At 37.8% G+C, this 26,844-nt stretch carries 22 protein-coding genes; 12 read left to right on the top strand and 10 right to left on the bottom strand.

The features are described 5' to 3' along the window. Nucleotides 1-8: 8 nt before the first annotated feature. The 9 genes from QF004_RS05080 to acs all read right to left on the bottom strand — a co-directional run bounded on the left by QF004_RS05080 (nucleotide 9) and on the right by acs (nucleotide 11,213). Nucleotides 9-2,972: a lipopolysaccharide assembly protein LapB gene (locus tag QF004_RS05080; RefSeq protein WP_307423504.1), complete on the bottom strand. Its 2,964-nt coding sequence runs from the start codon at nucleotides 2,970-2,972 to the stop codon at nucleotides 9-11. A 383-nt stretch (nucleotides 2,973-3,355) separates the two neighbouring features. Next, entirely contained in the window at nucleotides 3,356-3,610 is a 255-nt protein-coding gene (locus tag QF004_RS05075; protein ID WP_133438434.1) for a phosphopantetheine-binding protein, read from the bottom strand. A gap of 19 nt (nucleotides 3,611-3,629) precedes the next feature. Beyond that, nucleotides 3,630-4,901 (bottom strand): beta-ketoacyl synthase, encoded by a 1,272-nt coding sequence (locus QF004_RS05070; RefSeq protein WP_307423501.1) that lies wholly within the window; start codon nucleotides 4,899-4,901, stop codon nucleotides 3,630-3,632. A 1-nt stretch (nucleotide 4,902) separates the two neighbouring features. After that, complete coding sequence (locus tag QF004_RS05065; RefSeq protein ID WP_307423498.1) at nucleotides 4,903-5,337, bottom strand: 3-hydroxyacyl-ACP dehydratase FabZ family protein; 435 nt, start codon at nucleotides 5,335-5,337, stop codon at nucleotides 4,903-4,905. Between the two features lies 1 nt (nucleotide 5,338). Beyond that, a complete protein-coding gene (locus QF004_RS05060; RefSeq protein WP_307423496.1) occupies nucleotides 5,339-6,136 on the bottom strand; it encodes an SDR family oxidoreductase in 798 nt (265 codons plus the stop codon). Next, nucleotides 6,130-7,182, bottom strand: a complete 1,053-nt coding sequence (locus QF004_RS05055; protein ID WP_307423493.1) for a type III polyketide synthase — start codon at nucleotides 7,180-7,182, stop codon at nucleotides 6,130-6,132. The genes QF004_RS05060 and QF004_RS05055 overlap by 7 nt, the downstream gene beginning before the upstream one ends. Continuing rightward, nucleotides 7,179-7,892, bottom strand: coding sequence for a methyltransferase domain-containing protein (locus tag QF004_RS05050; RefSeq protein WP_307423491.1), 714 nt, complete (start codon nucleotides 7,890-7,892; stop codon nucleotides 7,179-7,181). Before QF004_RS05050 ends, QF004_RS05055 begins: the two co-directional genes overlap by 4 nt. Continuing rightward, nucleotides 7,892-9,034 (bottom strand): NAD(P)/FAD-dependent oxidoreductase, encoded by a 1,143-nt coding sequence (locus tag QF004_RS05045; RefSeq protein WP_307423489.1) that lies wholly within the window; start codon nucleotides 9,032-9,034, stop codon nucleotides 7,892-7,894. Before QF004_RS05045 ends, QF004_RS05050 begins: the two co-directional genes overlap by 1 nt. 271 nt (nucleotides 9,035-9,305) lie before the next feature. Further along, a complete protein-coding gene (gene acs, locus QF004_RS05040; protein ID WP_307423486.1) occupies nucleotides 9,306-11,213 on the bottom strand; it encodes an acetate--CoA ligase in 1,908 nt (635 codons plus the stop codon). Between the two features lie 391 nt (nucleotides 11,214-11,604). Between acs and QF004_RS05035 the strand changes: the two genes are divergently transcribed. The 8 genes from QF004_RS05035 to argH all read left to right on the top strand — a co-directional run bounded on the left by QF004_RS05035 (nucleotide 11,605) and on the right by argH (nucleotide 19,752). Next, nucleotides 11,605-12,192 (top strand): GNAT family N-acetyltransferase, encoded by a 588-nt coding sequence (locus QF004_RS05035; protein ID WP_307423483.1) that lies wholly within the window; start codon nucleotides 11,605-11,607, stop codon nucleotides 12,190-12,192. Then, nucleotides 12,164-13,357: an argininosuccinate synthase gene (locus QF004_RS05030; RefSeq protein ID WP_307423479.1), complete on the top strand. Its 1,194-nt coding sequence runs from the start codon at nucleotides 12,164-12,166 to the stop codon at nucleotides 13,355-13,357. Before QF004_RS05035 ends, QF004_RS05030 begins: the two co-directional genes overlap by 29 nt. Beyond that, complete coding sequence (gene argC, locus QF004_RS05025) at nucleotides 13,354-14,316, top strand: N-acetyl-gamma-glutamyl-phosphate reductase (RefSeq protein WP_307423476.1); 963 nt, start codon at nucleotides 13,354-13,356, stop codon at nucleotides 14,314-14,316. Before QF004_RS05030 ends, argC begins: the two co-directional genes overlap by 4 nt. 24 nt (nucleotides 14,317-14,340) lie before the next feature. After that, nucleotides 14,341-15,477 (top strand): aspartate aminotransferase family protein, encoded by a 1,137-nt coding sequence (locus QF004_RS05020; RefSeq protein ID WP_307423473.1) that lies wholly within the window; start codon nucleotides 14,341-14,343, stop codon nucleotides 15,475-15,477. Between the two features lie 57 nt (nucleotides 15,478-15,534). Further along, a complete protein-coding gene (locus QF004_RS05015) occupies nucleotides 15,535-16,491 on the top strand; it encodes an N-acetylornithine carbamoyltransferase (RefSeq protein ID WP_307423470.1) in 957 nt (318 codons plus the stop codon). Between the two features lie 12 nt (nucleotides 16,492-16,503). After that, entirely contained in the window at nucleotides 16,504-17,301 is a 798-nt protein-coding gene (gene argB / locus QF004_RS05010) for an acetylglutamate kinase (RefSeq protein ID WP_133438421.1), read from the top strand. Further along, nucleotides 17,276-18,358, top strand: a complete 1,083-nt coding sequence (locus tag QF004_RS05005; protein ID WP_307423618.1) for a M20 family metallo-hydrolase — start codon at nucleotides 17,276-17,278, stop codon at nucleotides 18,356-18,358. The genes argB and QF004_RS05005 overlap by 26 nt, the downstream gene beginning before the upstream one ends. A gap of 89 nt (nucleotides 18,359-18,447) precedes the next feature. Beyond that, complete coding sequence (gene argH / locus QF004_RS05000; RefSeq protein ID WP_307423465.1) at nucleotides 18,448-19,752, top strand: argininosuccinate lyase; 1,305 nt, start codon at nucleotides 18,448-18,450, stop codon at nucleotides 19,750-19,752. On the opposite strand, the gene QF004_RS04995 is transcribed toward argH, so the two are convergent. Further along, complete coding sequence (locus QF004_RS04995; protein WP_133438419.1) at nucleotides 19,749-20,204, bottom strand: Lrp/AsnC family transcriptional regulator; 456 nt, start codon at nucleotides 20,202-20,204, stop codon at nucleotides 19,749-19,751. The genes argH and QF004_RS04995 overlap by 4 nt on opposite strands. Before the next feature lie 240 nt (nucleotides 20,205-20,444). On the opposite strand from QF004_RS04995, the gene QF004_RS04990 reads away from it, so the two are divergent. The 4 genes from QF004_RS04990 to carB all read left to right on the top strand — a co-directional run bounded on the left by QF004_RS04990 (nucleotide 20,445) and on the right by carB (nucleotide 26,781). After that, on the top strand, nucleotides 20,445-21,350 hold the full coding sequence (locus tag QF004_RS04990; RefSeq protein ID WP_133438418.1) for an aspartate carbamoyltransferase catalytic subunit: 906 nt from the start codon (nucleotides 20,445-20,447) through the stop codon (nucleotides 21,348-21,350). 122 nt (nucleotides 21,351-21,472) lie between these two features. Next, nucleotides 21,473-22,579 carry a carbamoyl phosphate synthase small subunit gene (locus QF004_RS04985; RefSeq protein ID WP_307423462.1) on the top strand — a complete coding sequence of 369 codons (1,107 nt, stop codon included), beginning with the start codon at nucleotides 21,473-21,475 and terminating at the stop codon, nucleotides 22,577-22,579. Nucleotides 22,580-22,728: 149 nt separating this feature from the next. After that, nucleotides 22,729-23,556 carry a Bro-N domain-containing protein gene (locus QF004_RS04980; protein ID WP_307423459.1) on the top strand — a complete coding sequence of 276 codons (828 nt, stop codon included), beginning with the start codon at nucleotides 22,729-22,731 and terminating at the stop codon, nucleotides 23,554-23,556. Between the two features lie 42 nt (nucleotides 23,557-23,598). Further along, a complete protein-coding gene (gene carB / locus QF004_RS04975; RefSeq protein WP_307423457.1) occupies nucleotides 23,599-26,781 on the top strand; it encodes a carbamoyl-phosphate synthase large subunit in 3,183 nt (1,060 codons plus the stop codon). Nucleotides 26,782-26,844 lie beyond the last annotated feature (63 nt).

Genomic DNA, 26,844 nt, shown 5'->3' with positions numbered 1-26,844 from the left:
ATTTAATTTTACTTTTTAATTTGCTTTTTTAAATCTTTCGCTTCGGCGACAATTTCCGGGAAATCGCCATAATTGGCAATAATCTGATCAGCGGTGTAACTCGCCTGATAATTGTCTTTCAAACCGATGTAATTCTTAACCATTAAAACCAAAGATTTTGCACCCCAAAATTCTTCGGAAGCATAATTATTGGCCAGCTTGAAAATGGTTTCATTCGATGATTTAAAGGCTTTTCCTTTGTTTTGATAAAAAGCTTTTGCGTATAAAGCTTCCGCCGCAACTTCGGTATTCGAAGATTTTTCTAAAGCCGCATAAGCTGTTTTTGCGTCGTTATCTTTTCCGTTGTTCATCAAGCTTCTGGCTTTGATGACTTTTGCCTGTTCATTCACCGAGGCAGAATTTTTAGGATTCTGCAACACTAAATCAGCCAGCATTTCTGCTTTTTTGAAATCTTTTTCGTCAGAATAAATTTTCATTAATTCGACATTGGCAAAATTTTTCACGTTGACATTGGTCGAATTCGAAAGTGAGACCAGATATTTCTTGGCTTCATTCGTATTATTCTGCGCTAAATAAATTTGTGCAACCCTGGTTTGCGCATCTTCCTGATAATCATTCTGAACATTTGCAACTTCCTGTAAAACCAATAATGCTTTGGCGGAATTCTGCGTCTGGAAATAACTTTCGCCCAATTCATATTGCGCCTGATACAAACCTTCACCGGTTGGATTCTGCGTTAAATATTTTTCAAAAAGCGGAATAGCATTTTTATAATCTTTACTGGCATAGAAAGTTTTCGCACGGTTCAGATTAATTTCATCGATTTCAGACGCATCGATTCTCACGCCTAAACTTTGGGCGAAATTCTGATATCCCGAAACATCATTGTTTTTAATAAAAAGCGGACGCGCAGCCTGAACAATTTTACTGGCAAATGCCGTATTTTTATACTGATTTCCGAGCGACTTTAATTCAGATAAAGCTTTTGCATCTTCGTTCTGATCGATGTAATTCTGGGCGCGGTAAATCTGGGCATTGGCTACCAAATCCTTATCCGTACTGGTTTTTATGACTTGAGTAAAATAATCATTCGAGTTTTTGAAATCATCATTTGCCGCATAAGACGTTGCAATTTCATACTGTGCGTCATCGAAATATTCTGAATTTTTAAACTGCGCAAGCAATTTTTTCAGTTCGGCGATTTTCGCCACCGTATCACCTTTGAATCCTAAAGCCATGGCTTTTTGGAACAAAGTATAATCGTCGGCATTTTCTGTTTTATCGTAAATAGCGATTGCCTCATTCAGGTCGTTATTCGCATAATGCGTATCTGCCAAACGAAGTTCTGCATCATTTTTAAATTCCGGTTTTGGATTATTTAAATAAGCTTTGAAATATTCTTTAGCCTTATCAAATTTCTTTGATTTAAAATAAGCATATCCCAAATCGTAGTTCAACTGTTGTTTTTCCGGAAAATCTGTATTTTGAAGTTTTTCAAAACGCGTAATTGCAGAAGCATAATTTCCTTTCTGATAATATGTCTGGGCCAACCAATACAGCGCTCGTGAATTGAATTCTTTATTGATATTAAATTCTAAACTCCGCAGAAAGTATTTTTCGGCGGCATCGAGATTTCCTTTATTAAATTCTTCCGTTCCTAACAAATAGGAAACCTCCTGATCGATTTTATCGGTTTCCGGTGTGGAATTCGGCATTTTATCAATCGCAGCCAAAGTTCCTTTATAATCGCCTGAATACAGATAAGATTTCACCAAAAGAGATTTCATGGCCGCAGTGTCAGCACTTTTCGGATATTTGGTAATATAACTTTGAATCACATTTGAAGCTGATTCAAAAGGATTTCCGAGTTCGTAACTCAGTTTAGCGTATTGCAAATGAGCGAGCTGCTGCACTTTCGGATCATAAGTCATCTGATACGCTGAACGGAACGCAGAAAGCGCTTCCTGTTTTTTACCGACTTCCAGATAGGCATTTCCCAACTGATAATATGCATTTTGTGAAGTCGCCGAATTGCTGTTCAATAATTGATTGTAATAAGAAACGGCTTCATCGTATTTTTTCAGATGCGCCGAAACAAATCCCATTTCGTACAAATCACTTTCAGAAGGTTTTCCCTTGCTTTCCAAATAAATTTTCAAATGAGGATAAGCCGAACTGTAATCGCCTTTCATGAAATAACTTTCGCCAATCATCTTGTGAACTTCCGCTTTATAATCAGCAGAAATATTTTCATTGAGCAACGCATTTCCTTCTATAATTGCTTTGTCATAATCCTTATTATTGAAATACAACTGCACATAATACGGTTTTACAACGCGTGCATATTTGTCGTTATCTTTGATCTGATCGAAAAAAGAAAACGCTTTATCATTCTGCCCGTCTGCATAATACAGATGTCCCAACATGTAAGCGATGTCGTTTTTATCGGAACCATCTGTGGTTTTATAAGCTTCTTCCAAAGCTTCAATCGCACCTTGAGAATCGCCCGTCATGAATTTCGCATAACCGAGTTTCATGATATACTGCGTATTTTCTTCTTTTGAAAGCTGATACTGATTCACGTTTTTCAACGTTTCTAAGGCTTTATCAAAATCTTTCTGAGCTAAGTAAAAATCCGCCAAAGGTAAATTCGCCTGCGCAAAATAGGCCGAGTTCGGATACTGTTTAATAAATGCATCCAATCCTTCTTCCGCATGATTTTTACGCAAAATGACACCGATGACATTATCGAAAAACTGGGCCGCTTCTTTTTTTGAATTCGAAAGATTTTCGTTGTAGAAATACTGCCGTGCGTATTCAAACTGAGAAGCGTTATAAATTTTATTTTGGTAAAGGTTTTCCGCTAAGTTGAAGCGGTAGTTTTCGCGGTCGCTGAAGTATTGAGATTGCTGAGCCTCGGATAAGCCGAAATAGAATATTGCCGTGGCAATTAAGATTTTTTTTGAATTCATTTACTCCTGATTTTCGGAAGGTTTTAAGGAATTTGCTTTTCCACATTTAATCAACGAAAATAAAGAAAACTTATTGCTTACACAAGTTAATTTGTTGGTTGTGGAAATGTGGATAAGTTGAAAATATTGGCGCTTTCAAGCTGTTTTTTGACTTGAAAAACATAGAAGTTTTGTATTCTTTAAGAGCCTCTTTAAAAATGATGAAAATATTTAAAACGCAAAAGGCACCAAAGAAAATCTAAAAAGGAAAATCTCCACAAGAGCAAAAAAGGCAACTTTTTAGAATTTAAACAGGTTCTGAAGTTGATCAAAAGTGTATAAAAAACCGTTGAAAATTAAAAATTAATTTCAACATTTAATATTTTACTCTTTGGTTTAAAGGTTTATTTTATCGCCAATTTCTCTTCGATGACCGCCAGCGCAGATTTTACATCCCGCATTTTCTCCATCGATGCCGCGTCGATTTCAATATCGAAAACTTCCTCCACATCTAAAACGACATCGACTAAATTAGCAGAATTAATATTGAGATCATTAATGAAATCTGTATTTTCATTAATGTTTTTTAAAAGTTCCGCCTCTTTCACGTAAGGTTTTACAATCTCTTTTAATTTTTGAATAGCCTCTTCCTTGTTCATATTTTCGTATTGAAATTTTTTAAGAATATTTTTTAAAGATAACACATCCGTTTACATCGCCAAAACCAAAACTAACTTTCGCCGCGATATTGAGTTCTTTTTCTAAAAATTTCTGCGGAATGCATTCTGCATCGATGATTGAAGTAATTTCCGGATTTAGATCTTCGCAGTTGATATTCGGAGCAATAAGATTTTCAGTCAGCTGCAGAATAGTTGCCACGGCTTCAATACTTCCGGCACCGGAAAGGCAGTGTCCGGTCAAAGCTTTAAGTGAATTGATATACGGGAAATTTTTGCCGGAACGGTTCAGGGCTTCAGCTAAATTTTTAATTTCTGTTGCATCTTTTGAAGTCGCAGTTAAATGTCCGCTGATATAATCGATGTCTTTTGGCTCAATTCCAGATTCTAAAATTGCATCTTTTACGCATTTTTGTACGGCCACAGAATTCGGGGCGGTCATACTTCCGCCGCCCCGTTGACCACCAGAATTAAGATTTCCGCCGAGAATTTCACAATAAATTTTCGCATTTCTTGCCAAAGCCGATTCCAGATCTTCGATGACCAAAGCTCCGGCGCCGCTTCCCGGAACAAAACCTGCTGCAGAAGCACTCATCGGTCGCGAGGCTTTTTCCGGATGATCATTCGATTTAAAATTACAGACTTTTATGGCATCAAAACCCGCCCAAATATACGGTCCCGAATCGCTCGTACTGCCCGCTAGAATTCTTTTTGCTTTTCCTGATTTTATACGGTCAAAAGCCATTAAAATACTTTCTGTTCCGGTTGTACATGCCGATGAATTGGTGGTGACCTGATTTCCCAAACCTAATTTTCCGCCCAAATAGGCAGAAATCCCGCTGTTCATGGTTTGTGAAACGGCCGTGCTTCCTAATTTCCTTGTTTGAAGTGCATCTATTTTATAAATGCTTTCCCGAAACTTTTCGATGCCCGAAGTCCCGGTTCCGAAAATGGTTCCACTGTCCCAATCGGGATTTTCGCCGTCTGAAATTTCCAAACCGGCATCTTTCCAGGCATCTAAACCTGCGATGACGCCGTACATAATTCCGGTCGAATTGAAATTTCTTAATTCCAAATCGGTGAAATATTTCTTTAAATGTTCTTTATCGATGGGCGGCGTTCCGGAAACCTGACACGAAAATTGCAAGTCGGCTAATTGTTGGTCAAACTGAATTCCGGAGCGGCCTTCTTTTAAAGCTGATTTAAAATCTTCCAAACCGACTCCGTTCGGAGCTACGACGCCTAAACCTGTGATGACAACTCTTCTTTCCATATTAATTGACTTTAATAATTCCGGCAATTGTTCCTTCACAAACAATTTCGTTCTTTTCATTCAGCATCTTCACTTTGCATTTTAATTTATTAAATCTAAAATAAATTTTCTCTGAAATCACGGTGACTTTTTCATTAGGAAAAACGGGTTTTAAAAATTCTATTTCTGTTGAAGTTAGACCAATCTGACTTTCTTCAGTCAAATCATTTCCCACCAGATAAATTCCGAGACAAACCAGTCCAATCTGCGCCATACATTCGGTTAAAATGACGCCGGGCGTGACCGGATTATTTTTAAAATGACCTTTGAAAAAATCTAAACTTTCATTAAAAGTAAAAGTGCCGGTCGCACCATTTTCGTCAACGCTCAGTAAATCATCCACAAATAGAAATGGAGTAGTATAAGGTAATTTCTGTAAAATTTCTTTAGTATTCATTTTATCCTAAATGTTCGCCACCATCCACGGGAATTACGCAACCGTTGATCCAGGAAGCTTCGTCCTGACACAATAAACTCACCACATCCGCGACATCTTCCGCTGTAGTTAATCTTTTGAAAGGATTTCGTTTTTTCGACTGTTCTTTTATTTCTTTACTTCCGGGAATCATTTGTAAAGACCGTGTATCTGTTACTCCGGCTTGAATACAATTGCATCGCAAACCAAAAGGCGCAAATTCCAAAGCAATGTTTCTGGAAATTGCTTCTAAAGCGGCTTTCGCGGCAGAGACTGCTGCGTAATTGTGAATTGGTTTTGTACTTCCTTCACTTGTAAAAGCGAGGATTCTGGCGTCTTCCGCGAAGAGGTTTTCATTAAACAGTAGTTTTGTCCAATCGTATAGACTCGTCGCCATCGCATGAAGCGTGATACTGAAATCATCGGTGGACAGACTTTCATGCTCTGAACCAATCATCGGTTTTAAATTTCCTTTCGCGATGCTGTGTAAAAGGCAACGAATTTTGCCTTCTTTTCCTACAACTGTTTTTAATTCCGATAAAATATCCTGCTGGTGTTGCAGATTTAAAATGTCTTTATTTAAACTTAAAAATTGAATATTTTCATTTTGAATCTTCGCAAATTCACGATTAATCATTTCCATTTCAGCACGCGGATTCCGGTGAATTATACAGATGTTCATTCCTTCGCTTGCTAGTTTTTTTGCAGACGCCAAACCTAATCCTGAACTTCCGCCCAGAATTAAAGTCCAGTAACCTGTATTTTCAAATCTTTTTACCATTGCATTAGAACTCTTTGTGCAGAAAATCCTGGGCCGAAACTGAGCATTAAACCTTTTTCGCCTTTCTGCGGTTGCTGATTCATGATTTCTTCTAAAACATACAAAACGGTAGCGCTCGACATATTTCCGTACAAACGTAAAATTTCTTTTGTCATATCAATATTTTTGCCCAACTCGGAAAATAATCCCTCGACCATCTGAACGATTTTTTTTCCGCCCGGATGAAAAATCAGGTGATCGATATCTTTAATTTCCAAATGCTGTTTGGCTAAAAATGGATGAATAATATTTGGAAAATGTTCACCGATCGTGTTGGGAACTTCGATATCCAAAATCATCTGCAAACCGGAATTGGTGAGTTTAAAACCCATCATGTGTTCGTTGTTATAAAAATGATACATTTCTTCCGCAAGAATTTCCGGACCTTCCGCATTTTCTTCGGAAGAAAGCAGAACGCACGCCGCACCGTCGCCGAAAATCGCAGCGCTTACAATATTTGCCATGGAGAAATCATCGAGTTGAAAAGTCGCGGTCGGACTTTCGACCGCAATTACTGCAGCGCGTTTCCCCGGATTTGCCTGCAGGAAATTCTTCGCATAAATAATTCCGGAAACTCCGGCTGCGCAACCCATTTCGGTAACAGGCAAACGGACAATGTCCTGACGAAGATTTAATTTATTGATCAGATAAGCATCCAATGACGGAATCATAATCCCGGTGCAACTTACGGTAATAATATAGTCCAGCGATTGCGGATTCCAACCGGCTTTTTTTAACGCTTTTTCCAAAACCTGTTCGCCCAAAATAACAACTTCACGGGCGTAAATATCATTTTTGTCTTCAAACGAAGTGGCGGTGAAAACTTCTGCGGGATCCATTATAGAATATCTTTCATCGACGGCGGCGCCTTCAAAGATTTTTTTAACTTTCCGTACGAAACGGCTTTCCTGACCTTCTAACCAAAGATCTAGAAAAGGTAAAACTTCGGTAGTTTTTCGGGAATATTTTGGCAGTTGCTTGGCAACGGTAACTATTTTTACACTCATATTTTTTCAATAATCCATTGGTAGCGGAAAGCCCATTTCCATTGGATGCTGTATTTTTTTAATGCTAATTTTTTTGAAAATTTTTCTAAATCTTCTCTTTTAAAACCTCTTAAAATTGAAATCAATCCATCATTTGCGGTCATTTTTTCTAACCTAAAGATAAAGATAATTATTTGGAAAAGACGGTACGCTAATTTACTTCGCTGTAAATCATTCACAACGATTCCTTTTTTGACTAAATTTAAAATAACACGCAGTATTTTTAAAATCTCATCGTCTTTAAAGTGATGTAAAGTCAATGTAATCAGGGCGATATCAATTTTGTATTTTGCAAAATCGTAGAGGAAAATGTCTTCTGCCAAATAGGAAATGTTTTCAAATTCGGTGGAGCATTTTTCGGCGTGGCGAATCGTGGCTTCGTTGGCATCGATGCCGATCAGTTTAAATTTAATATTGTTTTTCGTTCCAAATTTGGACAACATTCGAAGCATATCGCCGCTTCCGCAACCGAAATCCATGATGGTAATGGTTTGGTCTTTTGGAAAGTTTTTAATTAAATTTTTAACGCCATTTAAAGTAATCGAATTTCCGCCGAGCAACTGATTGATTCGCGCAATGTCATCCAAAGCGGTTACCAATCCGTCGTTATCCATCGAAAAATCGTCCATTGATTCTTCTAAATCTGTTCTGTGCGTGGTGTCTAAAGCCATTAATTTTGAGTCATTTTGATTTCTCTTCCGTGGGTTTTTCTAATAATTATTGGAAGTAAGAAAGGAAAATAGGTTAATAAATTAGTCAAAACTTCAGAAAGTTTTGAATGTTCTAAAATACTACCTAAAAACCTGCCATACCACAATCGTTGTTTAAAATTTATGTTCCAGTTTTCAGTGTAATTCTGTTCCATTTGCGGGCGGGAAATTTTACCTTTTAAAAAAGAGATGGTTTCTTCCGATGCCAGTTTTGCGCTGTGAATCGCCATTGCCATTCCATTTCCGCACAACGGATGTATTAAACCGGCAGTATCGCCCATCATTAAAACATGATCTTCTACATTATCTTTTTTCTCAAAACAAATCTGACTGATGGTCAAAGGTTTTTCAAAAACAGATTCAGAATTTTCCAGAATATTTTTTAAATGAGGATTTTGAGAAACTGTTTTTTCCTGGAATTCTTCAATATTTTTAAATTTCCTGAACGATTTAAAATTAGTTAAATAACAGATATTGAGCAAATTATTCTCCACTTTCGAAACACCACAATAACCGCCTTTAAAATTATGCAGGCCAACAAGATCATCCGGAAAATTACCTTTATAATGAGATTTCACCGCCAACCATGGAGATTTCTGCTCTACAAAATTGCGTTTCATTTTCAGGTCTAAATTAGAGCGTTTTCCAAAACCGCCCAAAACGACTTTCGAAGTCACAACTTTGCCGGAAGCCAAATGAACTTCAAAAAAATCGTCTTTAAAATTCACCTCATTGACTTGATCTTCGAGAATCCCGCAATTCTGGGAAAGTGCTTTTTGATAAAGGAATTCATCTAAAGTATAACGGCTGATTCCAAAACCGCCGAGCGGAAGTTTGGTTGCAATGTTTCTTCCGGATTCTGATGAAAATTGCAGCGTTTTAATATGAGTCGGCTTTAAATCTTCAACATCAATCTCAAGCCATTTAAAATAGGGAATAACTTCATTGGAAATATATTCGCCACAGACTTTGTGTTTTGGATAGTGATTCTTTTCAATAACAATCACGCCAACTCCCATTTTTGAAAGGTGAATCGCGCCTGTTAAACCTGCCAAACCGCCGCCAATGATGATGACTTCGGTAGTACAATTTGAATCGTCCAATTTTTTTTATTTAAAAGTAGTAAAAAATTTCACCAAACAATCAAAAAGTTTTTATTTACTGTTTAAACATAAGAGTCATATTTTAGTTTTCAATTTCGGTGAGGGATCTTAATCATCTTAACTCCTTAACCAAAATCTTAATGTTGAATTTTTTTTGCAAAATCTTTCAAATAAATAAAATAGAACAAAAAAACCTCACGTTTCCGCAAGGTTTAATTATAATCAAAGTATTGCGTTCATCAATACACCAACACATTGTCAAATCAACAAATTAAATCTTCTCATTCTTAATCTCTTCTACGATCTCCGGATTCAGTAGGGTAGAAGTATCCCCGAAATTAGCAAAATCACCTTCCGCAATTTTTCTCAAAATACGACGCATGATTTTACCGGAACGGGTTTTTGGCAAGGCAGAAACAAACTGAATTTTATCAAGTTTCGCGATTGGTCCAATCGTATCCGAAATAACGTTGTTGATTTCTTTTCTCAAATTATCTCTATCACGGTCTTCACCGCTGTCTTTCAACATCACGAAACCGTAAAGCGCACTTCCTTTCACATCGTGCGGATAACCGACGATTGCTGATTCTGCAACGGCTGGATGTAAATTTACACTGTCTTCAATCGGTGCAGTTCCCAAATTATGCCCGGAAACGATGATCACATCATCAACCCGACCGGTGATTCTGTAATACCCAACTTCATCCCGCAAAGCGCCGTCTCCGGTAAAATATTTCCCTGGGAAAGCGGTGAAATAGGTGTCTTTGTATCTTTGATGATCGCCCCAAATCGTTCTTGCAATTCCCGGCCACGGAAAACGGATGCATAAATTTCCATCGACTTGATTTCCTGTGATTTCATTCCGTTTGTCATCCATCAAAACAGGTTGGATTCCCGGCAAAGGCAAGGTTGCGTAAGTTGGTTTTGTAGGCGTAATAAAAGGAAGCGGCGAAATCATAATTCCACCTGTTTCTGTCTGCCACCAGGTATCAACAATCGGGCATTTTCTTTTGCCGACATGATCATTGTACCAATGCCACGCTTCATCGTTAATCGGCTCTCCCACGGAGCCAATGACGCGTAAACTCGACAGATCGTGTTTTTCAACCCATTCGTAAGATTCTTTTGCCAGAGCACGAATCGCTGTCGGAGCAGTGTAAAATTGCGTGACTTTATGTTTTTCGATGACTTCCCAGAAACGGTCCGGTTCCGGATAAGTCGGCACGCCTTCGAAAATGACCGTCGTGGCGCCATTTGCAAGCGGCCCGTACAGAATGTAGGAATGACCGGTTATCCAGCCAATATCTGCGGTGCACCAATAAATATCATTCTCTTTATAATTAAAAACATTTTTAAAAGTATAGGCCGTATAAACCATATAACCAGCCGTTGTATGAAGCATTCCTTTGGGTTTTCCAGTGGAACCGGAAGTGTACAAAATAAAAAGAGGATCTTCTGCATCCATAATCACCGAAATAAAATCTGAGGCTGCTTTTTCATACAGAGGTTCCAGCCAAAAATCCCGTCCTTCCTTCATTTTCACTTCGCTTCCGGTTCTTTTTACGACCAAAACTTTTTCTACTGTCGGGCATTTTTCTACAGCTTCATCAATGATTCCTTTTAAATCGATTGATTTTGAGCCGCGGAAACTTCCGTCTGAACAGATGATCATTTTCGCACCGCAATCATTCACCCGAGATTCCACTGCGTTTGCCGAAAATCCTGCAAAGATCACGGAATGAACCGCGCCCAATCTCGCACACGCCAGCATCGAAACTGCCAGTTCGGGAATCATCGGCAGATAAATACAAACACGGTCGCCTTTTTGCACGCCCTGATCACGCAGTACATTCGCCATTTTACAGACACGGTCGCGCAATTCACTGTAGGAAATATGTTGCGCTTCTTCTTTGGGATCGTTGGGTTCAAAAATAATCGCCGTTTTGTCGCCACGCTCGTTCAAATGCCGGTCAATACAGTTTTTGGTGATGTTCAGTTTTGCATTTTTAAACCATTTGATTTTCGCTTCTTCCATGTTGTAATCTACCACTTTGGACCAGCGTTGGTACCACACGAAATTTTCATCGGCCACTTTATCCCAGAATTTTTTCGGGTTTTTGATGGATTTTTTGTACTGTTTAAAATAGTCGGGCAAATCGTCTATTACGTAATTTTTCATGCTTTATTATTGTTTAGTTTTCTACTTTTTTTTAGGAGCTTTATCCTGCTATCCGCTAATTAGGACGCGGCTTCCTTTGAAGGATTTTGTTTTATCAAGATTTTGTGTTTTTACTCAAGATATAATGAAAAGAGGGTTTTCAAATTTTGTATGAAGATAAAAAAATCGACTCTGTAAAATGATATTTTTTACAATTTTTATTTTCTCCCTCTCATTTAGTGATTTTTTTCTATGATCATCTCATTTGGTTTTCCAGATATTATATCCTTTTATATTAGGCGGTTTGGGTTAAAAATCTTTTTAATTAAATTTTAACAGTAATTAATTGTTGTTTTATTTGTTTAATAAAGATTTTTTATCTTAAATTTGTTGCTTTAAAAGTTGTAAATAAATGAAAATAGAAGTTTCTTCAGATAAACATTTGAAATACGCAGAAGAAATACAGCATGAAATTGCAGATTCAGCCAAGAAACGGGGAACGGGTATTTCGAAACGGTCACTGGATTATATCAGTGACAAAATTCTGGAAGGAAAAGCAGTCGTTGCCTCAGAAGATGACGGAACTTGGGTTGGCTTCTGCTACATCGAAACCTGGTCACATGGTGAGTTTGTTGCGAATTCGGGACTTATTGTTTCCTCAAAATTTAGAAATAAAGGCTATGCCACTTTAATTAAGGAAAGAATTTTTCAATTATCCAGAGAAAGATATCCGAATGCAAAAATTTTTGGTTTAACGACGGGATTGGCGGTCATGAAAATTAATGCTGAAATGGGATATAAACCGGTTATTTATTCAGAATTAACCCAGGATGAAGCGTTTTGGAGTGGATGTAAAACCTGCGTCAATTATGAAATTTTAATGAGTAAAAATCGACAAAATTGCCTTTGTACCGCAATGCTTTTTGCGCCGAAAAACGACAAAGACCAATTAACAAAAGAAAAACAAAACGATGAAGAAAAGTGTAGTACTAGCATTTAGTGGAGGATTAGATACTTCCTATTGTGCGAAATATCTCAGCGAAAATTTAGGGTATGATGTTCATGCGGTGACCGTAAATACCGGTGGGTTTTCTAAAGATGAGGAGCAGGAACTGAAATTGAAAGCAGAAAAACTGGGCGTAAGTTCCTATACTTTTATTGATGCTGTTCAGTCGTATTATAATGAGTGTGTTAAATATTTGATTTTCGGAAATGTGTTGAAAAACAATACTTATCCGCTTTCTGTAAGCGCAGAACGAACCGTTCAGGCGCAGAATATTGCAAAATTTGCGCAGAAAATTGGGGCAGCAGCAATCGCTCACGGAAGTACAGGAGCGGGAAATGATCAGGTGCGTTTTGATTTGATTTTTCAGGTCATGTGTCCGAACATCGAAATTATTACCCCAATTCGTGATATGTCTTTATCACGGGAAGAAGAGATTTTATTTTTGAAAAATCACGGCTATGAAATGGATTTTGAAAAAGCGCAATATTCCATTAATAAAGGACTTTGGGGAACTTCGGTCGGCGGAAAAGAAACGCTGACGTCGAAAAACAATCTGCCCGAAGAAGCCTTTCCTTCACAAGTGGAGAAAACGGAATCTTCTGATTTGGAAATTGAATTTAAAAATGGCGAAATCATCGGTGTGAATGGCGAGGAGTTTTCTCATCCGGTTTTAGCGATTCAGAAAATTGAAGAACTTGCAAAGGTTTATGGAATTGGTCGTGATATTCACGTCGGCGATACGATTGTTGGCATTAAAGGTCGCGTTGGTTTCGAAGCAGCAGCAGCAACGGTGATCATTAAAGCGCATCATTTGTTGGAAAAACATACACTTTCAAAATACCAGCAAACCATCAAATCTCAATTGGCAGACTGGTACGGAAACTGGCTTCACGAAGCACTTTTCTTAGATCCGGTCATGAGAAATATCGAAGTTTTCTTTAATGATTCTCAGAAAAGCGTGAACGGGAAAGTATTGATAACGCTTCATTCTTACCGTTTTGTGTTGAATGGAATTGAATCTGAAAACGACTTAATGTCCGCAGAATTCGGAAGTTATGGCGAAGCAAATCTTGCCTGGACTGGCGAAGATGTGAAAGGATTTACCAAAGTTCTCAGCAATTCATTGTCGATTTATCATCAAATAAATAAGTCATCATGAAATCGGCAGGAATAATTGGGGCCAATGGTTACACCGGTAGCGAACTGGTGCGGTTGCTGGCTTTTCATCCGAAAGTTGAACTTCAGTTTTTATACAGCCGTTCGAATGCAGGAATCAAGGTTTCTGATATTTATCCGGATTTAATTGAGATTTGTGAAATGACTTTAACCAATCAAACTGAAGAAGTTGACATTTTATTTTTGTGTCTGCCTCATCAGGAAAGCAAAAATTGGTTGACGGAAAATCCGGTAAAAGAAAATGTTTTGGTCATCGATTTAGGAAATGATTTCCGGCTGGAAAGTGATTTTCAGGACAGAAATTTCATTTACGGTTTACCTGAACTTTATAAAAATGAATTGAAATCTGCTAAAAGTATTGCAAATCCCGGCTGTTTTGCCACCGCAATTCAATTGGCATTATTGCCTTTAGCAAAAGAGAAATTACTGAAAAATATTTATACCACAGGAATCACAGGTTCTACCGGAGCGGGGCAGTCGCTACAATCGACGACTCATTTTTCCTGGCGTAATGATAATATTTCAGCCTACAAAACTTTATCGCATCAACATGTAGATGAGGTTTTGCAGACTTTAAATCAATCAAATGAAAAGGAAATCGAACTTCATTTTGTTCCTTGGCGTGGCGATTTTGTACGAGGAATTTTCACCAGTTCGATCATTAAATGTGATTTAGAATTACATGAAATTCAGGAAATATATCAGGGTTTTTATAAAGATTCTGCTTTTGTGACTGTATCAGAAAAGCCAATCGATATGAAGCAAGTTGTTAATACCAACAGATGCGCCATTCACATTGAAAAAAATAAAGATACGATCGTGGTTCATTCTGCGATTGACAATTTATTAAAAGGTGCTTCCGGACAAGCTGTGCAAAATATGAATATCGCCATGGATTGGGAAGAAAATACCGGTCTTCAGTTAAAACCCATTGCATTTTAAAAATGCATTATTAAAAAAGTAAAAATGAATTTATTCCAAGTATATCCTTTATTTAATATCAATCCTGTAAAAGCAGAAGGTTCTTTTCTTTGGGATGATAAAGGCGAAAAATATCTTGATTTTTATGGAGGGCACGCTGTGATTTCCATCGGTCATAACCATCCTCATTATCAAAATAAACTGAAAAATCAGTTAGAAAAAATATCGTTTTATTCGAATTCTGTTCAAAATGATTTACAAACAGAATTAGCAGAAAAGTTGGGTCAAATTTCAGGATATGAAAATTATTCGCTTTTTCTCTGCAATTCTGGTGCAGAAGCGAATGAAAATGCTTTGAAACTCGCTTCGTTTCATAACGGAAAAAAGAAAGTGATTTATTTCTCTGGTTCATTTCATGGCCGGACTTCCGCCGCAGTTTCTGTGACAGATAATCCTAAAATTGTTGCACCTGTTAATTTTTCAGACCGTTTTATAAAATGTGAATGGAATAATGTGGCTCAGTTAAAACAATTGCTCGCAGAAAATCAAGGCGAGATTTCGTCAGTAATCATCGAAGGAATTCAGGGAGTTGGCGGGATTATTTTACCAACGGAAGAAATGATTCAGGCGCTTAAAAATCTTTGTGCTGAAAACGAGGTCGTTTTAATTATGGATGAGGTTCAATCCGGTTACGGAAGATCCGGGAAATTCTTTGCACATCAGGAATTTGATATTCAGCCCGATTTGATTACGGTGGCAAAAGGAATGGGAAATGGTTTCCCGATGGGCGGCGTTTTAATCAGTCCGAAATTCAAAGCCAGCAATGGACTGTTGGGAACTACTTTCGGTGGAAATCATTTGGCTTGTGCTGCCGGAATTGCAGTTTTAGAGGTCATTAAAAATGAAAATCTTATTGAAAATTCAGAAAAAATAGGATCTTATATCGAATCTGAAATTCAGAATTTCAACCACATCAAATCTATCAGGCGCAGAGGTTTAATGATTGGAATTGAGTTGGATCAACCTTGTGCAGAAATCCGGTCCGACTTATTGACGAAACATCACGTTTTTACGGGAAATTCTAATGATGCAAATGTGCTGAGAATTCTTCCTTCAATCAATATTACAGAAAAAGAAGCCGATATATTCATCGGTGCTTTAAAGTCTGTTCTTCAAAATTAGGAGTCTTTTTTAAGATTCATTTCAACTGCCAAAAGGCAAATTTTAAATAAAAAGAAAATGAAAAATTTCACTTCCATAGAAGATATTAATGATCTTCAGTCCATGATAAAAAAGGCGCTTCAGATTAAAAATAATCCATTGTCAGAGCCGAATAAAGGAAAAGGAAAAACAATTGGTCTTGTATTTTTAAACTCCAGTTTAAGAACCAGATTGAGCAGTCAGATTGCCGCTCAGAATTTAGGATTAAATGTACTTATTTTAAACGCATCGCAGGAAGCCTGGAATCTTGAATTCGCAGATGGAGCAGTGATGAATGGCGGAACCGTGGAGCATGTTAAGGATGCTGTAGAGGTTTTGAATCAATATTGCGACATCATTGCGGTGCGTTGTTTTGCAGGAATGCAGAATAAGGAAGATGACGTGAATGAAAGTATTTTATCACAGTTTTTGAAATATGCAAAAGTTCCGGTGATTTCTTTGGAATCTGCAACGCGGCATCCTTTGCAAAGTTTTGCAGATTGCATAACTATAACTGAAAATTGGAAAGAAAATCGCAAACCGAAAGTCGTGTTAACCTGGGCGCCCCATATTAAACCAATTGCTCACGCCGTTGCCAATTCTTTTACTGAATGGATGCAATCGATGGAAGTAGATTTCGTAATTGCCAATCCCGAAGGCTATGGTTTGGATCCAAAGTTTGTAAAAAATACCACTGTTTTTCATGACCAAAATGAAGCCTTAAAAGATGCTGATTTTATCTATGTTAAAAACTGGTCATCGTTTGAAGATTACGCTGCAATGCCCGAAGTCAAAGAAAACTGGATGTTGACACAGGAAAAATTAAATGCAACGCAAAATGCGAAAGTGATGCATTGTTTGCCGGTTCGAAGAAATGTAGAGTTGAGCGATGAAGTGATGGACAGCGAAAACTCGATTATCTATCAAGAGGCAAAAAACAGAATCTTTTCAGCACAGACGGTTTTCAGTGAAATTTTAGATGAATTGCCGACTTAAAAGTAAATCATCATGGATAAACAGAAATTATATGTCATTAAAATCGGTGGTTCGTTAATCGATAATCAGGAAACTCTAATGAATTTTTTAGAGCAATTTGCTTCTATAAATGCATTGAAAATATTGGTTCACGGTGGCGGAAAGCTGGCTTCAGATTTAGCGGTAGAACTAAATGTTCCTCAACAAATGACTGACGGTAGAAGAATCACCAATGAGGAAACTCTGGATATTGTTACCATGGTCTATGCCGGTAAGATCAATAAAAAAATCGTTGCAAAACTTCAGAATTTTAACTGTAATGCGATTGGATTTTCAGGCGCAGATGGGAATTTAATTAAAAGTGAAAAACGGTCGGTTTCAAATGTTGATTATGGATTTGTTGGAGATGTCGATTCGAAAAGTGTCAATGTTGATTTACTTCAAAAATTTTTAGAATTACAGTTATCTCCAGTTTTTTCGGCAATTACGCACGACCAGAAAGGTGATTTGCTCAATACGAATGCGGATTCTGTGGCTTCAGTTTTAGCGCAGGCTTTATCTCAAAACTATGATGTCGAACTTTTGTATTGCTTTGATAAAGACGGCGTTTTAGAAGATGTGGTAAATCCGGATTCTGCTGTAAAGATGTTAAACTTTGCAAAATACGAGCAGTTAAGGTCTGAAAATAAATTGCATCAAGGAATTTTACCCAAACTTACCAATGCTTTTCAGGCGAAAGAAAACAATGTAAATAAGGTGGTTTTACACAATGAAACCAAATTACAAAACCAAATTAATCATCAAAATGAAGGAACAGAAATCATATTATAGTCAGGAAGAATTAGTATTAAACGCAACGGAATTATTAAAAAAAATCATTGCAACACCATCTTTAAGTAAAGATGAATACGATGTTTCTTTAGTTATTGAAGGTTTTTTTCATCAAAGAAATATTCCTACAAAAAGACTGAAAAATAATATTTGGGCGGTCAATCAATATTTTGATGAAACCAAACCGTCGATTGTTTTGAATACGCATCACGATACGGTGAAACCAAATAAAGCATTTACAATTGATCCGTTTATTCCCATTGAAAAAGACGGAAAAATATTTGGTTTAGGAAGCAATGATGCCGGTGCTTCTTTGGTTTCGATGGTTCAGGTTTTTCTGCATTTTTATGAGAACGAAAATCTTTCCCATAATTTAATTATTGCGTTAACAGCCGAAGAAGAAATTTCAGGAAAAGAAGGAATCGAATTGCTTTTTCCCCAACTTCCAAACGTAGAATTAGCAATTGTTGGCGAACCTACAAAAATGAATTTAGCCATCGCAGAAAAAGGATTATTGGTTATCGATGGCGAAATGTTGGGAACGGCTTCTCATGCGGCGCATCCAAATCAGGATAATGCGATTGTGAAATGCATGGCAGATTTAGATCATATTTTGAACTTCAAATTTCCGAAAGTTTCGCCCTATTTGGGTGAAGTGAAAGTCACGCTTTCGGTCATCAATGCCGGAACGCAACACAACGTGGTTCCCGAAAAATGTAATTTTACTTTAGATGTTCGTGTGACTGATGAATACAGCAATAAAGAAGTTTTTGAAATCATTCAGTCCGAAATGAAATCCAAATTAACTGGGCGATCGTTCAGGTTAAATTCTTCGAGAATTAATGAAGATCATCCGATCGTAAAAGCAGGTTTAGAAATCGGTCGAACAACGTACGGCTCACCAACCTCTTCGGATCAGGCAATTATTCCTTGTACATCGGTGAAAATTGGTCCCGGAGACAGCACACGATCTCATACCGCCGACGAATTTATTTACATTAATGAAATAAATGAAGGTATTGAAATCTATATTAAAATTTTAGAAAAAATATTGTAACTCATTTTATTAAATGCTTCAATTGGGCAGCCACGAAGTGGCGAAATAAAATAGCATAGGGTGAAGCCCTATGAAAAATAAAAGAAATAATGAAAAAAATTTGGCAAAAAGATAAATCATTAACCGACCAATTGGTAAATCATTTTACCGTTGGGAAGGATTTAGATTTCGATGATCGGTTGGCAAAATACGATGTTTTGGGATCGATGGCACATTGCAGAATGTTGGCAGAAGTAGGACTGATTTCAAATGAGGAATCACTTGAATTGCTTGCAGTTTTAAATGAAATTTTAGAAAGCATCGAAAATAATACTTTCGAAATCGATAGCGAAGCAGAAGATATTCACTCTCAAATTGAATCTGTTTTAATAAGAAAATTAGGCGATACCGGAAAGAAAATTCACACTGCACGTTCCAGAAACGATCAGGTTTTGTTGGATATTAAATTGTATCTGTTAGATGAAATCAGAGCAATTGGTGAACTGACGGATTCTCTATTCCAACTGCTGATTCGTTTGGCAGATCAGCACAAAAAGGTCCTGTTGCCAGGTTATACGCATTTTCAGATTGCGATGCCGTCGTCTTTCGGATTGTGGTTTGGCGCTTATGCAGAAGCCTTGGTCGATGATTTGGAACTGCTTTTGTCGGTTAAAAACATCATCAATAAAAATCCTTTGGGTTCAGCCGCTGGTTATGGTTCTTCCTTCCCAATTGATCGGGAAAGTACGACTTATCATCTGGGTTTTAAAACATTAAATTACAATTCTGTTTACGCACAGATGACGCGTGGAAAATCCGAGAAATTACTCGCATCTTCGATGGCAGTTTTGGCAGGAACTTTAGGTAAGTTTTCTTATGATATTTGTCTGTATTTAAGTCAGAATTTTGATTTCATTAGTTTTCCGAAAGAATTTACTACCGGAAGCAGCATTATGCCGCACAAGAAAAATCCGGACATTTTTGAGTTGGTAAGAGCGCGTTGCAACCGAATCCAGTCTTTGCCCAATGAACTGATTTTGTTGACCAACAACTTGCCTTCCGGCTATCACCGCGATATGCAGCTGACCAAAGAAATCCTTTTTCCGGCGATTGATTCTTTAAAAGAATGTCTGGAAATTCTGATTTATACTTTGCCAAATATTGAAGTGAAAGAAGGAATTTTAGAAGACGAAAAATACAAATATTTGTTCAGCGTAGAAAAAATTAATGAAGAAGTCAAAAACGGAAATTCATTTCGGGATGCTTATGTAAAAGTAGGAAATGATATTGAAAATGATGATTTTCAGTATGATACAAAAGATTTGAATCACAGCCATCAAGGCAGTATTGGTAATTTGTGTTTAGATGAAATTGCCCATCAGTTTCATAAAATCTCTTCTAAATTATTGGCTTAATCCAATTTAAACTTGGTCGATTTTTTTACTTCATGTAAAGCAATCGAACTGTGATATTGCCAGATATTTGGCGAGTTAGAGATGACATTAACAGCGAAGTCGTTGTAAGAGTTAATGTCCTTTGCGATAATTTTCAACATATAATCATATTCCCCGGAAAGGCTGATGATTTCCTGTACTTCCTCGAAACTTTCGATATGTTTTTCAAAGTCTTCCAAAGTTTTTTGAGATTGCTCTTTTAAGCGGATATTACAGTAAACGATAATATTCAGACCGAGTTTCTCCCGATTAAGGATGGCGACATATTTCTCGATGACATTTTGTTTCTCAAGTTGCTTGATCCGTTCATAAGTGGGCGTAAAAGTCAGACCAATCTTCTCCGAAACTTCTTTCACCGATATTGTAGAGTCTTCCTGAAGTAAACTGAGAATCATTCTGTCCTTGGCATCCATAAATTTGATTTTGAACAAAAATATTAAAAATTAAACAAAAAATTGGGTGTTCATCGGGAATAGTTTGATTTGTTGAAAAAAAATTTTTTCAGATTTCAAAAAAAATGATATCTTTGCATCTAATGAAAAGAATATTTCCATTAGACGATTTACATAAAGGCAGCAATGCCGATAATTACGATATTTATTTACAACGAAGTCATTTTGGCTTCGTTTTTTTTTGAATTAAAAACTAAAATTATGCTCAGAACAGCCGATTTATCCGTAGAAAAAATCAACAAATTACTCCAGGAAGCAGAAGAGTTTTCAAAGGGGAAAGTATTGAAAGCGAAACAGGAAATTTATGTGTCCAATCTTTTTTTTGAAGACAGTACGCGTACAAAAACCAGTTTCGATGTTGCCGAACGAAAGTTGGGACTAAATGTAGTTCCTTTTGACATCTCTGCAAGTTCCGTTAATAAAGGAGAATCACTTTACGACACGGTAAAAACCATGAAAAGTTTGGGAATCGATCTTTGTGTCATCCGTCATAAAAAAGAAAAATTTTACGATGAGTTCAAAGGAATTGATATTGCTATTATTAATGGTGGCGATGGAACCGGAAATCATCCTTCTCAAAATATTCTAGATTTAATGACCATTCAGCAGGAATTTGGGAAATTCAAAGGGTTGAAAGTCGGGATCGTGGGCGATGTAAAACACAGCCGCGTTGCGAATTCGAACGCCGAAGTTTTAAGAAAAATGGGAGCAAAAGTATATTTCTCCGGTCCGGAACAGTGGTTTGATGAAGGTACGATTATCAACGGAACTTATTTATCCATTGATGATTTGGTGAAAGAAGTGGATGTTTTAATGTTATTGAGAATCCAGCATGAAAGACATGAAAGCGATGAAAAGTTAAATCTCTCTCCCGAAAAATACCACCGGAAATTTGGATTAACCAAAGAACGCGAAACAGCAATGAAGAAAAATGCGATCATCATGCATCCGGCACCGATTAACAGAGGAGTTGAAATCGACGGGGAATTGGTAGAATGCAGCCGTTCCCGAATTTTCAAACAAATGGAAAACGGTGTTTTCGCCAGAATGGCTATTTTGAAAACCGCTCTTGAAGCAAAAGGATTTGAGTTCGAAGAAGTGCAGTGATAAGTAGCCCTTTCTAAAAGCCAAGTCAAATGATTTTACAACCTGGATTGGCGCAGGATTATGAAAGAAATTTTGCGTCTTTGCAATAAAAATAAAAAGTGACGATTTAGTAAAAAGTAAAAATGAAAAAGAAATTAATATTAGAATCCGGCGAAGTATTCCGCGGAAAAGGTTTCGGAGCCGACCAGGACATTGAAGGCGAAGTCGTTTTCAATACGGGAATGACCGGCTATCAGGAATTGATCTCCGATCCTTCTTATTGCGGACAGATTGTTTGCATGACCTATCCGCTCATCGGAAATTACGGAATTAACCGTGATGATTACGAAAGTATCGAACCTGCGATTAAAGGTTTAATTGTAAAAGAGGTTTGTGATTTTCCCTCCAATTTCAGGGCACAAATGGATCTTGATGAATTTTTTAAAAAGCGTAATCTCTCCGGAATTTCTGGAATTGACACGCGGAGATTAACAAGAATCCTTAGGAATTCAGGAGTTGTAAAAGGAAAAATAGTGAGTGAAGATGCTGATGAAAATGCAGTCATTGAAGCTTTAAAAGCCAGTATTTTAGCCACCGATCAGGTTGCGCAGGTTTCTACCAAAACTTCGTACGCAAACCCGGGAAGAGGTTTGAAAGTCGTTTTGGTCGATTACGGTTCCAAACTCGGAATTTTACGGGAACTTGCTCAGCGGGATTGCGACGTGACCGTAGTTTCTCAGGATACAACCGCAGAAGAAATTCTGTTGATCAATCCTGATGGAGTCATGCTTTCCAACGGTCCTGGAGATCCGGTGGATGTAAAAGGAGCGACCGAAATGATTCAGAAACTTTTAGGAAAAGTTCCCATTTTTGGAATCTGTTTGGGACACCAATTGATTGGTTTGGCTTGTGGCGCAAAAACTTTTAAACTTAAATTCGGACACCGTGGCGGGAATCATCCGGTCTTGGATTTGAAGAAAAACAAAGTCGCCATCACGTCCCAAAATCACGGTTATGCCGTCGATCAGGAATCTTTAAAAAAGACCGATTTAGAAGAAACGCATATCGCATTAAACGACAGAACGAATGAAGGTCTAAAACATAAAATTCACCCCTGTTTTTCTGTGCAATATCACCCGGAAGCAAGTCCAGGACCGGAAGATGCGAATTACTTGTTTGATGAGTTTATCGTTCTAATGGAACAATTTAAAAATGGAACAGATTCACAATTTTTCAATCCTCCAATTTAAAAGGGTATCAGTCTTAAAATTACGAATATGATCAATTTTGAAAATAATCCTCAAAAAACAGTTCAGTTTTCTTTAGATAGTATTGAGTATTGTGAACTTTTGGAAGAAAAAAGAAAGTTCATAGATCGTTAAATTGGTAAATTAATTTTATGAAAACCACGAATATCCAACTTTTTGAACAAAAACAAGTTCGTTCGGTTTGGGACGAAGAGCAGGAGAAATGGTATTTTTCCATTATTGATGTTATTGAAATTTTAGTTGAAAATAAACGGCCAAGAAAATATTGGAGTGACTTAAAAGCCAAACTGGCAAAGGAAGGAAGTGAACTGTCCGAAAAAATCGGACAGTTGAAAATGACTGCGCCAGATGGGAAATCAAGATTAACAGATGTTGCAGATACTCAACAGCTTTTGAGGCTAATCCAATCCGTTCCTTCCAAAAAAGCAGAACCATTCAAACTTTGGTTGGCTCAGGTTGGTTCTGATAGACTCGATGAAATGCAGGATCCGGAATTAAGTATCAATAAAGCAATGCAGGATTATTTGAATCTGGGATATTCTGAAAACTGGATTAATCAAAGATTAAAAAGCATCGAAATCCGGAAGGAATTAACTGATGAATGGAAACGTCTTGGAATGAAAGAAGGACAACAATTCGCAGTGCTCACAGATATCATCACAAAAGGTTGGAGCGATAAAAACACCAAAGAATACAAAAAACACAAAGGTCTGAAAAAAGAAAATCTTCGCGATAATATGACCAACACCGAATTGATTTTAAATATGTTGGCAGAAGCATCAACGAAAGATATTTCGCAGGCAGTAAATCCCGGGACTTTTGAGGAAAATAAAACAGTCGCCCAACAAGGTGGAAATGTTGCAAAAGTAGCGCGCTTGGAACTGGAATCGAAAACCGGTAAAAAAGTAGTGAGCGATTTATCTGCGAAAAAAATGTTAGAAAATAAACCTAAAAAATAATTTAAAAGTATCTAATCTTCACTTTTAAATCAAAGTAAAAAAATGAAAAGAAGCGACATAAAAACAATTTTAGTAATCGGCTCCGGTCCCATCATCATTGGTCAGGCCGCCGAATTCGATTACGCAGGAACGCAGGCTTGCTTATCTTTGAGAGAAGAAGGCTACAAAGTGATTTTGATCAATTCTAATCCCGCAACGATTATGACGGATGTAGAAATTGCTGATAAAGTATATATTGAACCGATTTCTCTGGAATTTGTAAGTCATATTATCCGCAAAGAAAGACCCGATGCGCTTTTGCCGACTTTGGGCGGACAAACCGGCTTGAATATGGCGGTAGAATTACAAAATTCCGGGATTTTGGAGGAATGCAAAGTGGAGGTTTTGGGAACCAAATTATCAGCCATCAATCAAGCTGAAGACCGGGATTTGTTCCGTAATTTAATGAATGAATTGGGCGAACCTGTTCCAGATTCTGATATTGTAAATGATGTTGAAAGTGCTTTGCGCTTTGCCGAAAAAATCGGTTATCCGGTGATTGTGCGTCCAGCTTTTACAATGGGCGGAACCGGCGGCGGAATTGCCAATACCAAAGAAGAACTGAAAGAAATTACCGAGTTTGGTTTGAAATACAGTCCTGTTGATCAATGTTTGATTGAAAAATCCATCGCTGGTTTCAAAGAAATCGAATATGAAGTGATGCGCGACAAAAACGACAACGCGATTGTGGTTTGTAATATGGAAAACGTCGATCCCGTAGGGATTCATACCGGGGATTCCATTGTAGTCGCGCCTTCGCAAACGCTTTCTGACCGGGAATATCAAATGTTGCGAAACTCTTCATTAAAGATTATTCGCGCCTTAGGAATTGAAGGTGGCTGTAATGTTCAGTTGGCTTTAGATCCGAATTCTTACGATTATTATATCATCGAGGTGAATCCAAGAGTTTCCCGTTCATCCGCTTTGGCGAGTAAAGCAACAGGTTATCCGATTGCAAAAATCGCGGCAAAGATAGCAGTCGGTTTGACTTTAGATGAAATCATGAATCCGGTTACAGGAAAGACCTACGCGTGTTTTGAACCTGCTTTGGATTATGTGGTAACGAAATTCCCGCGTTTCCCTTTTGATAAATTTGAAACCGCTGACCGCAGACTTTCTACGCAGATGAAAGCAACCGGCGAAGTGATGGCGATCGGAAGGAATTTTGAGGAATCATTGCAGAAAGCCATCCGTTCTTTGGAAACGGGTTTAAGACATATCGGACTGAAATCCAAACAGGCAGAAGCATTAACCGACGAAGAAATCGAAAGAAGAATCAGGGTTTGTGATGATGAGCGTTTATTCATTATTGGCGATGCTTTGCGGCGAGGTTACGATTGGGAGAAAATCGTGGAGTGGAGTAAAATCGACAAATTTTTCATCTGGAAAATTAAAAAACTGATCGATTTTGAGAAAGTAATTTCAGAAAATAAATTGGATAAAGAAACTTTACTCGAAGCCAAGAAATTAGGGTTTTCAGATTTAAGCATCGCAACATTATGGGATTCCACGCAAAAAGAAATTTTTGAATTCAGAAAAAATAATGGAGTGATGCCGGTTTACAAAATGGTCGATACCTGTGCCGCAGAATTCGAAAGCGAAACTCCTTATTTCTACGGAACTTACGAAGAAGAAAACGAAAGTATTCCTTCCAATAAAGAAAAAATCATCGTTCTCGGTTCTGGTCCGATACGGATTGGGCAGGGAGTAGAATTCGATTATGCCACGGTTCACTCGGTTTGGGCGATTAAAGAAATGGGTTACGAAGCGATTATCATTAATAATAATCCGGAAACGGTTTCCACCGATTTCTCCATTTCCGATAAACTTTATTTCGAGCCTTTAACGGAAGAAGATGTGATGAATATCATCGAACTCGAAAAACCAAAAGGCGTAATCGTACAGTTTGGTGGACAAACCGCCATCAATTTGGCCGATAAATTAGCAGCACATGGTGTTCAGATTTTAGGAACTTCTCTGGAAGATCTGGATCGTGCCGAAAACAGAAATAAATTTGAAGCCGCACTTCAGGAAATGGGAATTCCGCAACCTTTGGGAAAAACCTGTTTTACGAAAGAAGAAGCTTTGGTCATCGCCAATGACATCGGTTTCCCGGTGTTGGTTCGTCCGAGTTATGTTTTGGGTGGAAGAGCGATGGAAATCGTGTATGATGAAGCGGAACTCGCTCATTATATGACCAATGCGGTGAAAGAAAATTCGGAACATCCGATCCTGATTGACCGGTATCTGACCGGAAAAGAAATAGAAGTTGATGCCATTTGTGATGGTGAAACCGTGGTGATTCCAGGGATTATGGAACATATTGAAAGGGCGGGAGTTCACTCCGGAGATTCCATCGCGGTTTATCCACCGCAAAATATCAATGCTGAACAGATCGCAACTTTGGTCGATTACACCGAAAGATTGGCGAAAGGGTTGAATGTCATTGGTTTAATGAATATTCAATATGTTTTGTCAGAAGGAAATGTGTATGTCATCGAGGTGAATCCACGTTCGTCGAGAACCGTTCCTTTCTTATCGAAAATCACCGAAATTCCGATGGCCAACTTAGCAACGAAAGCAATTCTCGGACAAAAATTAAAAGACTTAGGTTACAAAAACGGTTTGGCACCAAACAAAGAAGGTGTCTTTGTAAAAGTTCCGGTCTTTTCTTTTTCAAAATTAACGAGAGTTGATATTTCCCTCGGCCCGGAAATGAAATCGACCGGAGAAGTGATGGGGAAAGATGTAACCCTGGAAAAAGCCTTGTACAAAGGTTTAATTGGTGCCGGACGAAAAATGCCTTTACACGGTTCGATCCTTTTCACTGTGGCAGACAAACATAAACCAGAAGCATGCGAACTGGCGCGGAGATTTCAGGAAATAGGTTTCCGAATTTGGGCAACCGAAGGAACCGCCAATTATTTTGAACAACATGGAGTCCGCACCAAAATCGGTTACAAAATCGAAGAAAATCCGGAAATTAATCTCATCGATTTAATCCAAAAAGGAAAGGTTCAATACATCGTAAATACCATGACCAAAGGAAAACAATCCGAACGCGACGGTTTCCAGATCCGCCGGACTTCGGTAGAAAACGGCGTCCCGTGTTTAACATCGATGGATACGGTAGAAGCGATTTTGAAAGTGATTGAAAGTATGAGTTTTAAAATGGAGAAGATGTAATTTAGACAAGAGATAATAGATTTTTAAATAATAGATCTTAGCAATGAAACGAGGGAAGTACTT

The sequence above is a fragment of the Chryseobacterium sp. MDT2-18 genome, from assembly GCF_030815285.1.
GTDB lineage: Bacteria > Bacteroidota > Bacteroidia > Flavobacteriales > Weeksellaceae > Kaistella > Kaistella salivictor.
Note: the sequence above shows the minus strand (reverse complement) of the source record. Positions and strands in the feature narration are given on the sequence as shown.